This is a genomic window from Streptomyces sp. PTL18 (genome assembly GCF_059510295.1).
The window spans coordinates 1-8,063 of sequence record NZ_JCAJZO010000068.1; the positions used below are offsets into that span (position 1 = coordinate 1).

At 66.2% G+C, this 8,063-nt stretch carries 7 protein-coding genes and 1 pseudogene; 2 read left to right on the forward strand and 6 right to left on the reverse strand.

Translation table 11 applies throughout. The features are described 5' to 3' along the window. Positions 1 to 114: 114 nt before the first annotated feature. Complete coding sequence (locus AC5WS8_RS38655) at positions 115 to 969, reverse strand: SDR family NAD(P)-dependent oxidoreductase (protein ID WP_496108156.1); 855 nt, start codon at positions 967 to 969, stop codon at positions 115 to 117. A gap of 72 nt (positions 970 to 1,041) precedes the next feature. On the opposite strand from AC5WS8_RS38655, the gene AC5WS8_RS38660 reads away from it, so the two are divergent. Further along, on the forward strand, positions 1,042 to 1,476 hold the full coding sequence (locus AC5WS8_RS38660) for a MarR family winged helix-turn-helix transcriptional regulator (RefSeq protein WP_496108157.1): 435 nt from the start codon (positions 1,042 to 1,044) through the stop codon (positions 1,474 to 1,476). Between the two features lie 767 nt (positions 1,477 to 2,243). Here AC5WS8_RS38660 and AC5WS8_RS38665 read toward each other — a convergent pair. Continuing rightward, positions 2,244 to 3,098 (reverse strand): helix-turn-helix transcriptional regulator, encoded by an 855-nt coding sequence (locus tag AC5WS8_RS38665; protein WP_496108158.1) that lies wholly within the window; start codon positions 3,096 to 3,098, stop codon positions 2,244 to 2,246. A gap of 58 nt (positions 3,099 to 3,156) precedes the next feature. Here AC5WS8_RS38665 and AC5WS8_RS38670 point away from each other — a divergent pair, with 58 nt between their 5' ends. After that, the gene (locus AC5WS8_RS38670) at positions 3,157 to 3,723 is read left to right on the forward strand and encodes a hypothetical protein (RefSeq protein WP_496108159.1); all 567 of its coding nucleotides are present in this window, start codon (positions 3,157 to 3,159) and stop codon (positions 3,721 to 3,723) included. A 198-nt stretch (positions 3,724 to 3,921) separates the two neighbouring features. On the opposite strand, the gene AC5WS8_RS38675 is transcribed toward AC5WS8_RS38670, so the two are convergent. The 4 genes and pseudogenes from AC5WS8_RS38675 to AC5WS8_RS38690 form a co-directional block, all read right to left on the reverse strand. Further along, positions 3,922 to 5,703, reverse strand: coding sequence for a reverse transcriptase/maturase family protein (locus AC5WS8_RS38675; protein WP_496108160.1), 1,782 nt, complete (start codon positions 5,701 to 5,703; stop codon positions 3,922 to 3,924). Between the two features lie 461 nt (positions 5,704 to 6,164). Continuing rightward, positions 6,165 to 6,899, reverse strand: coding sequence for an IS5 family transposase (locus AC5WS8_RS38680; RefSeq protein ID WP_496108161.1), 735 nt, complete (start codon positions 6,897 to 6,899; stop codon positions 6,165 to 6,167). Between the two features lie 182 nt (positions 6,900 to 7,081). Continuing rightward, the gene (locus AC5WS8_RS38685) at positions 7,082 to 7,435 is read right to left on the reverse strand and encodes a hypothetical protein (protein WP_496108162.1); all 354 of its coding nucleotides are present in this window, start codon (positions 7,433 to 7,435) and stop codon (positions 7,082 to 7,084) included. Further along, positions 7,432 to 7,890, reverse strand: a pseudogene (locus tag AC5WS8_RS38690) (transposase); the annotation flags it as partial. The pseudogene AC5WS8_RS38690 and the gene AC5WS8_RS38685, both read right to left, overlap by 4 nt. Between the last annotated feature and the right edge of the window lie 173 nt (positions 7,891 to 8,063).

Here is an 8,063-nt window from a genome sequence, read left to right on the forward strand (position 1 = left end):
GGCTGGAGTAGTCGGAGCCGGCTTGGTCGTGGTGGCCCATGGATCATTCTGCGGAGGTTGCGTACGAGTACCGCCCCACCCCGAGAGGTGTCCACGATCAAGGGGAAGTTTCATTCATGCAAGGAACGGTGCGGTCAGGTTCGTGGTGAGTGCTGCCAGCCGGGCGCGGGCCTGCGCTTCGTATGCCTGTGGGCGTGCGGGCTGGTCGTCGTACCGGTCGAAGTACTGTCCTGTGGTGTTCTCCAGGTTTGGGTCAGCGATGAGACGTAGCGTCGGCTGAGCACCGTCGTCGAGGCTTGTGGCGGGGGTGAAGCCGCTCTGCCGGACCATGGAGGTGTCCATCAGGTGTGCTGGGTGCAGTGCATTGACGGTGACCTGGTGGGGCGCCGACTCGGCTGCCAGGTCGAAGGTGGCCATGATCAGGGCTAGTTTGCTGCGGCAGTAGGCGTGCACTCCGTCGTAGTCGCGCTCCAGCATCACGTCGTCGAAATGGATGGGCGTCTGCCCGGCCGAGGCGACGTTGACCACCCGCGAGGGCGCCGAGGCGACCAGAAGCGGGAGGAGTCGGCGGGTGAGAACGTACGGTGCCAGGTGGTTGACGGCGAACCGCAGTTCGTGGCCCTGGCGGCTTGTCTGCCGAACGGTCGGGTCGATGCCACCGCCCACGGCGGCGTTGTTGACCAGTACGTCGAGCCGCGGCTCGGTGGCGAGGACGGCGTCGGCCAGCGTGCTCACCTGCTCAAGGTCGGCCAGGTCGGCCCGATAGGTGCGCACCGAGACTTCCGGGGCCTGCGCCCGTATCTCGTCGGTGGCCGTTGCAAGCCGCTGCTGGTCGCGTCCGTGGAGCAGCAGTGTGGCGCCGCGGGTTGCCAGGAGCAGGGCGAGGCGGAGCCCCATCCCCTGGGTGGCTCCGGTCAGCAGGACCGTCTTTCCGCGCAGGTCGCCCGGAGTAGCTGCGTGTTCATGCATGCCTCCAGATATATCAACGTCTTTGTATGTATTCCAGTCTTGATCCTTCTCAAGGGTTGGTAAGCTGAGCGCATGGAGATGCCGCCGCAGGTCCGGCTCGGCCTGGACATCAAACGGGCCGAGCAGGCGCTGATGGCCGCCAAGAGCAGCGCCGTGCGCACGGCCGACCTGACCGTCGCCCAGTACGCCGCTCTGTTGGCCCTCGCCCAGCACCCCGGGATCTCCGCTGCCGCGCTGGCCCGCGACTGCTTGGTCACCCCGCAGGCCATGACCGGGGTGCTCAAGACCCTGCAGGCACGCGGCCTTATCGAGCGGACGGCGCACCCCTGGCACCAGAGGGTCCTCGAGATCCGGCTCACCGAGGCCGGCCAGCATGCCGTTACTGCCGCCGATACCGAGGCGGTGCGCATCGAACGCCGCCTTGCTGAGGAGTTCACCGCCGAGGAACAAGACATTCTCCGCGCCCTGCTTGCCCGCTGCGTCCAGGCGATCGAGCGAGACCACTGAGCTCGCGATGCAACGCCTCTGCATGGCCCTACTTCGGATCATGTCGCGGGGCGCCCGAACACGGGGCCGTCGGATACAGCACCCGTCGACATCGCTGGCAGAGCGCCCTCCCAGATCACCAACCCAGTCGCATACCAGCCCCTCGACAACGGCCGAGACAGGATCGGCGGCAGTCCAGTCATCCAGGACGCGGACGACCCAGCGCCTGGCCGACCTCCGGACGACTGCTCTACCCGGATACCGACACCTACGCCTACAGCGACAAGTTTGACGACCCGCGCAGCAGCGGGGACTGCCAGGCCACCCGGAAGACGTGGGTCTACTATCAGCCGCTGGATGCCGAGAGCAGGGCAACAGGTGTCCAGGCCTGCCTCAACAAGGCGGACATCAACTTCAACCCCAACGGACGGACCAAGAACTTCGACCCGAACAAGAACACGCTCATCGTTGGCTCTGACACAGTCCGTGGCAAGAATCCGGTGGACCCGCCCGGCTACCAGGGCTGATGCGTTCTCAGGTGGCGAGATAAGGGGCCACCGGGTTCGGTGGGACGGGGGTCAGCCTGAGCCCTGGTTCGAGACGAACCGGGCTCGTCGTGCCCCACCGAGGTCGCGCCCACCCCGGAGCCGGCGGAGAAGTAACCGTGTGCGGCTCGGCATTGAAGAGTGGCTGGTCCTCCGACCCTTTGTCCAGGAGTTGCTCGGCGCGCAGCCGCTGGTCCTCCGCAGCCGTACCGTAAGCGCTGGTACTGCCGCCGGCATCCTCCATCATTCGCTGGTCACGGCTGCGCTCCCGTAGGGCGGTTCGCTGCTGTCGACGTAGACGACCAGCGTCTGTTCCGGCTGTTCGGCCAGGTGAAAAGCGGTGTACGCATAATCGGTCGCTCCCCGTTGCGGGTGTCGCAGCTGTTTGCGACCGCTGTGCCGGGCCTCCACCTCGTACTGCGGCCACCAGCCCCGCACCTCCGGGCTGCCCTCGTTCAGGTCCTCGATCAGTCGGGTGTACCGCGGGTCGCCGGAACGGCGTGCCGCTAGCGTCCGAAGTCGGCCGAGCAGGCCGCGTGCTTCGGGTTCCCAGTCGACCAGAACGTCCCGGGCCACCGGTTCGAGGAACACCCAACGGGCGAAGTTGGCGGGCCGGTCCGCCTCGGTGATGAGCCTCGGGAACAACTCGTGGGCTGCCTGGTTGTGACTGAGGACGTCATAGTTGCCGCCGATGATGTACGCCGGGTTCGGCTGGAGCAACAGGGGGACGGCACCCGCCTCGGCCGTCAGCGGCTCGCGTTCCTCGGCTTCGGCCGCAGGCGCGTGACCGGCAAGCTGGAGAAGATGATCGCGCTCGTGCCTGTCGAGCCGCAGCGCCGCGGCGAGGGCGTTGAGCACCTGTTCGGAGACGCGGATCTTTCGCCCCTGCTCCAGGTACGTGTACCAGGTGGCGCTGATCCCGGCCAGCAGTGCCAGTTCCTCTCGGCGAAGTCCCGGAGTCCGACGGCGGCCGGTCTGGGGCAGGCCCACCTCGTCAGGAGTCAGGCGCTCTCTCCGGCTGCGCAGGAATTCACTCAGTGCGTTGTGGCAAAGGGAGTCCCTGTTCGATGAACAGGGACTTCTTCGTATGCGGGGCATGATCGCGGAGATGTAGGGGCAGGCAGCGGACGGCTTGTTGTGGATCGAGGAGGTCGCGATGCCGTCGGTGCTGGGGCTGATGGAACAGCGTGAGGCGCGGGCGAGGAAGGATCTGGAGTCCTGGACGGAGGTTCTGGAGCAGGCTCAGGCCGAGGTGGATGCCGCGCGGGAGCGAGTCGAGCGGGCCCGGGTGGGGCGTGAGGAGCTCGTGTCGGTGCTGGCCGGGGAGAGCCCGGTGAATACGCCGGTTTCCGTGCCGTGCGGTGGTGAGATGGCTGCCGTCGTGGGATCGGGCGGCCCCGGCGCGGGGCACGGCGAGAGGCCGCCGGTGTGGCGGTCGGGCATGGGCGAGGAGGTGCTCAGCGGCCTGTATCGGGAGGTGTTCGCCGCGGTGATGACCGCTTCGGGGCCGGTGAACGGGGTGGAGCTGACGCGGGCGGTGGGCCGCGAAGCGGAGATCAAGAACGAGGTGGAGAAGATCCGGCACCGTGCCTACGTGCTGGAGAAGCGGGGCTGGCTGGTGCGGGCGAAGGACGGACGGTTCATGCCCGCGCCCGGAGCAGTCGGCCGGGGCGCTTCTCCGGCCAGCGCGGAGCGTCCGCGGCCAGGCGCCGGGACAGCCTGATCACGGCGGCCCACCACACCATCTGAGCGTGGTGGTCGGGGCGGCGTTCGTGGTCGCGGTTGAGGCGGCGTGAGCGCGACAGCCAGCTCGTTGGGTCGGCCGCGCGGCGAGGTGCTCGCCGTGAGGGCGAGTCCTGTTCCGCGCGGCCTCCCGCCGAACCGGACATGACGGTTTCCCGGTCATCCGGCTCTCCAGTGACTACTGCGTGATTGGTCTGGCTGGCCGTTCCGAATGGATACGGTCGTGGCAGATGTCGCAGGCCACGACGGTTTTGCGGCGCCGGTGAAGCATGACGCGCGCCCAGTCGGAAGGCTGCCATCCGGCATGTGCGAGGTCGGCGAGAGCGCGGACGTGGTGCACTTGCACGTTGCCCTTGCCTCCGCAGATCTCGCAGGTATCCGCCAGGAGTCTCGCGATGAGTTCCTTCTGCGGATAGTCCACCCGGACGGGCTCACGATCGGCGAGTTCTGCCGCCCGCTGCCGTTGGAGAGGAATCCCACCGAACCGTGCCACCAGTGGTTTCCTGTTCTTCCGCTCGATTCGGGCCTCGAAGCAGACTCGGGGCCCGTTGGGGGTGTCGATTCTCGCCTTGTGTTTGGCGGCCATCTTCGACACTGTCGAACGGTGCTTGGACGCAAGGGTCTTGAGCATAGAAGTCTCCATGACCCATTGCAGCCTGTGCAGCCGGAAGACATCTCCGGCAAGCAGGTAGTACTGGACGACGCCCCGGTAAACGGTCCCGAAGGTCGCCACGATCGCGTGATCGCTGCTGTTGATCAGGGCCGTCTTCTTCGCGGGTTTTCCGCGATCGAGATAGAGGGCGCACTTGGCCTTGATCACGTCCCGTGGGACACGTAGTGCTATCTGGCCGTTGACCCGACGGTAACGGCCGGTCTTCTTCGTGTCGTTGTGCTGGGTCGTGATCTCGTAGCCGAGAAACCTTGCTGCCCGGGTACGGGCATGAGTGATCAGCGTCTTCTCCTGGGACAGTTCCAACTTGAGTTCGTCACGCAGGAACTGGGCCAGGCGTTGTTTGATCTGCTCGGCCTCGGCTTTCGGTCCGGTGAAACCGAGGAGGTGGTCATCCGCGTAGCGTATGTAGCGCAGCCTGCGGTATCCCGGATCGTTGGGATCCGCGCTCGGCAGACTGACCATCCGCTGACGCAGCGCACGGGCCTTGACCCGGTCGCCGCGCCGGCGGGCTTTCGCCAGCAGATTCTGCAACTCCAGGTAGGCCGGGTTGCGGGCCCGGCGCTTCCCTCGGGTGTACTCCGGAATCAGAACTGTCTCGACGAACTCATCCAACTTGTGCAGGTAGATGTTGGACAGGATCGGGGAAGCCACCCCGCCTTGCGGCGCTCCGGAGAGCGTGGCGCCCCATCTCCAGTCCTCCATGTATCCGGCTGTCAGCATGTTGCGCACCAGTCGCAGGAACCGCTGGTCATGGATCTTCTCGCCGAGGATCGACAGCAGGACCTCGTGGTCCAGGCTGCCGAAGCAGTCGGCGATGTCCCCTTCGATGAACCAGGACGTCCCGGTCCAGGTGTGGTCCACCTCCCGCAACGCGGTATGGCAACCTCGACGGGGACGGAACCCATGCGAGCGGTCGGAGAACGTCGGCTCATAGTACGCCTCCAATAACAGGCGGACCACTTCACCGACGAGCTTGTCCGACCAGGTCGGCAGCCCCAGCGGACGCGTCTTCCCATTCTTCTTCGGGATATGAACGCGTCGAACCGGACGGAAGCGGTAACGCTCGTGGCGCATCGCCCCGATGATTCGGTCGATCTTCCGCTGGGACATGCCGTCCACAGTTTCCGACGTGACCCCTTGCGTCATCGCGCCATGGTTGGCGTAGATGCGGCCGTAGGCCAGCAGATACAACTGCGGGTTGAACAGTTGCCGATAAAGTTCGTCACACGGCAGACCGCGTCTGCCGCGTTCACGCAGGACACCCAGCACCGTTTTGGCGCTCTGCATTCCGCATACCTCCCGAGTCTCGGGTGTCCGAATCACCTGACCCCCTTCGCCCTATGTGGACGGCTTTCCCGTCCTCCCTGGCCGGTCGTCACTCCGGCGACTACTACGGGGCCTCCGTCGCCATAGGACTCGCATCCCTTAGGCGATCCCACGTTCGTCTCTGTCTGTACGTTCTAGCGCGAGTTAGGCGTCCCACTCATCCCCTTGAATGTCCTCGCTGGACATCGCCCTACGCTCCGGAAGCTGCTCCGGCCGCACGATAGAAGCCAGAGCAGAGCGCGGCGCCGGTTTCAGCTGTCTTTCCGGCGGATGGGAACTTGCATCTTCTGGGGATTGGGCTTCAAACAATCCAGTCTTCGCCATATCGCGCGGGCCACCCAGCACACCGTCCCTGACAACTGAACCCGGTCACTGGTTTTCTGACATGCTTTTGTCCCCTTCACCTTTCGGATCCAGGTAAGTCATCGGGCCCAAGAACCTCCTTCCGAGTTCCTCCCGGCTGAACCGGGGATACAAACAGAGCGCCTCGTGGCGCACAGCGTGCGCTCCACCACCCACCTGCGGGCCAGTACGACAAATCCGCGCCTGCCGTCGGAGCGGCGCACGACCTCGACGCGCACCCCGTGACGGGCGAACGCCTCGGCCAGTGCGGGGCCCTGGTAGGCGCTGTCGACCCACACCAGCTTCAGCATCCGGCCCGGCTGGTCCATGAACGTCTCCAGCAGCGCGGGGGCGGCCTTGGAGTCGTGCACATCGGCCGTGGTCACGCTCACCTCCAGGAGCAGGCCCTCGGTATCGGTCAGGATGTGACGCTTGCGCCCGTCACGTGACTTGCCGCCGTCGTATCCGCGGCTGTCCTGGCCGACGGTCTCGGAGGCGTCCACCGACTGACTGTCGATGACTCCCGCACTGGGCTCAGTGTTGCGGCCTGAGCGTTCCCTCGCCGTGCGGCGCAGGCGTTCGTGCAGTTCACGCACGTAGCCGCAGGCCCGCCAGCGGCGAAAGAAGTCGTAGACCGCCCGCCAGTACGGGAAGTCGACCGGCATGGCCACCCACTTCACGCCGTTGTCGACCAGATAGCGCACAGCGTCGAGCATCTCGCGATGGCAGTACGCCTCCGGACGCCCGCCCCGCTTCAGCAGCCAGGCCGGCACCGGCATCGCGGCGCGGACCTCGGCCCACTCCGCATCCGTCATGTCACTCGGATAGCAGCCTGCCCGCCGTCCCGGAGCGAGCGAACCGAACCGGTGCACGTAGCAGTCACACCCAGGGGTGACCGCAGTAGACGCAGCCACAGTGGTACTGCTCAACTGATCAGGCAACGGGCTTCCTTGGTCGTGCTGGGAGGAATAGTCAAGACCTGTGGATCCGGTGTAGTTCAGCGGTAGCGCGGGAGGCCGCCGAGGTCCGGGAGCTCGTCCTCGAAGTCGCAGGCAGCAACGGCGTCGAACCCGCGGTCCCAGGCCGCCTGGAGCACGCGTGCCACCGCTTCGACGAGGACTGGGCTGGTGCCGTCGGACTCCGCCTCGATCGTGAACGGCCATCCGATGAAGTCGTCGGCCAGGCCAAAGTCCGGGTTGTGCCGGATCTCGAAGACCATCCGGCCTAATCGGACCGTGTAGTGATCGTCGGCCTGGGCTCCGAGAGCCGCCACGACGAGGGCAGTCACGGACGGGCGGTTGCCGCCCCGCAGATAGATCTGGCAGTCGCTGTAGTCCTTCTCCTCGGTCACGCAGCCTGCTCCTGGCGCTCGACCAGGACACCGTTCTCAAACCGGGCGCCGGCGCGGACCAGGGGCACCAGGTGGGCGCCGGTGATTGCCCGCCATCGGGCCTGGGCGGACTCCACGAGCTTGAACACCATGGCGAGCGCGGCCGCCGGACTGCCGGCGCCGCGGGTGACCTTGGTTCGGAGCTTGACCGTGGAAAACGTCGACTCGATCGGGTTCGTGGTCCGCAAGTGGATCCAGTGCTCGGCCGGGAAGTCATAGAACGCCAGCAGCTCATCCGCGTCGTCAGTGATCTTCGCGACGGCCTTTGGGAACTTCGCGCCGTAGGTCTTCGCGAACGCCTCGATCGCCTTCTCGGCGCGGACGCGGTCCTCGGCGTTGTAGATCTCCTGCATCGCCTTCGTCGCGCCCGGCTGCGCGGACTTCGGCAGAGAGTTCGTGACATTGCGGGCCTTGTGAAGCCGTCAAGAATCAACCTGTCGGTGTGTCGTGTTCGCTCTGCGCGGCAGTGAGGAGATCGGCGGCGGTGCGGTAGCGGGTGGTGGCCGGGGGTGGGAGGAGCCCGCCTTCCACGAGCAGGGGTCGGATTTCACGGATGACGTTGCCAATCAGGGATCTGCTCACGTCGCCG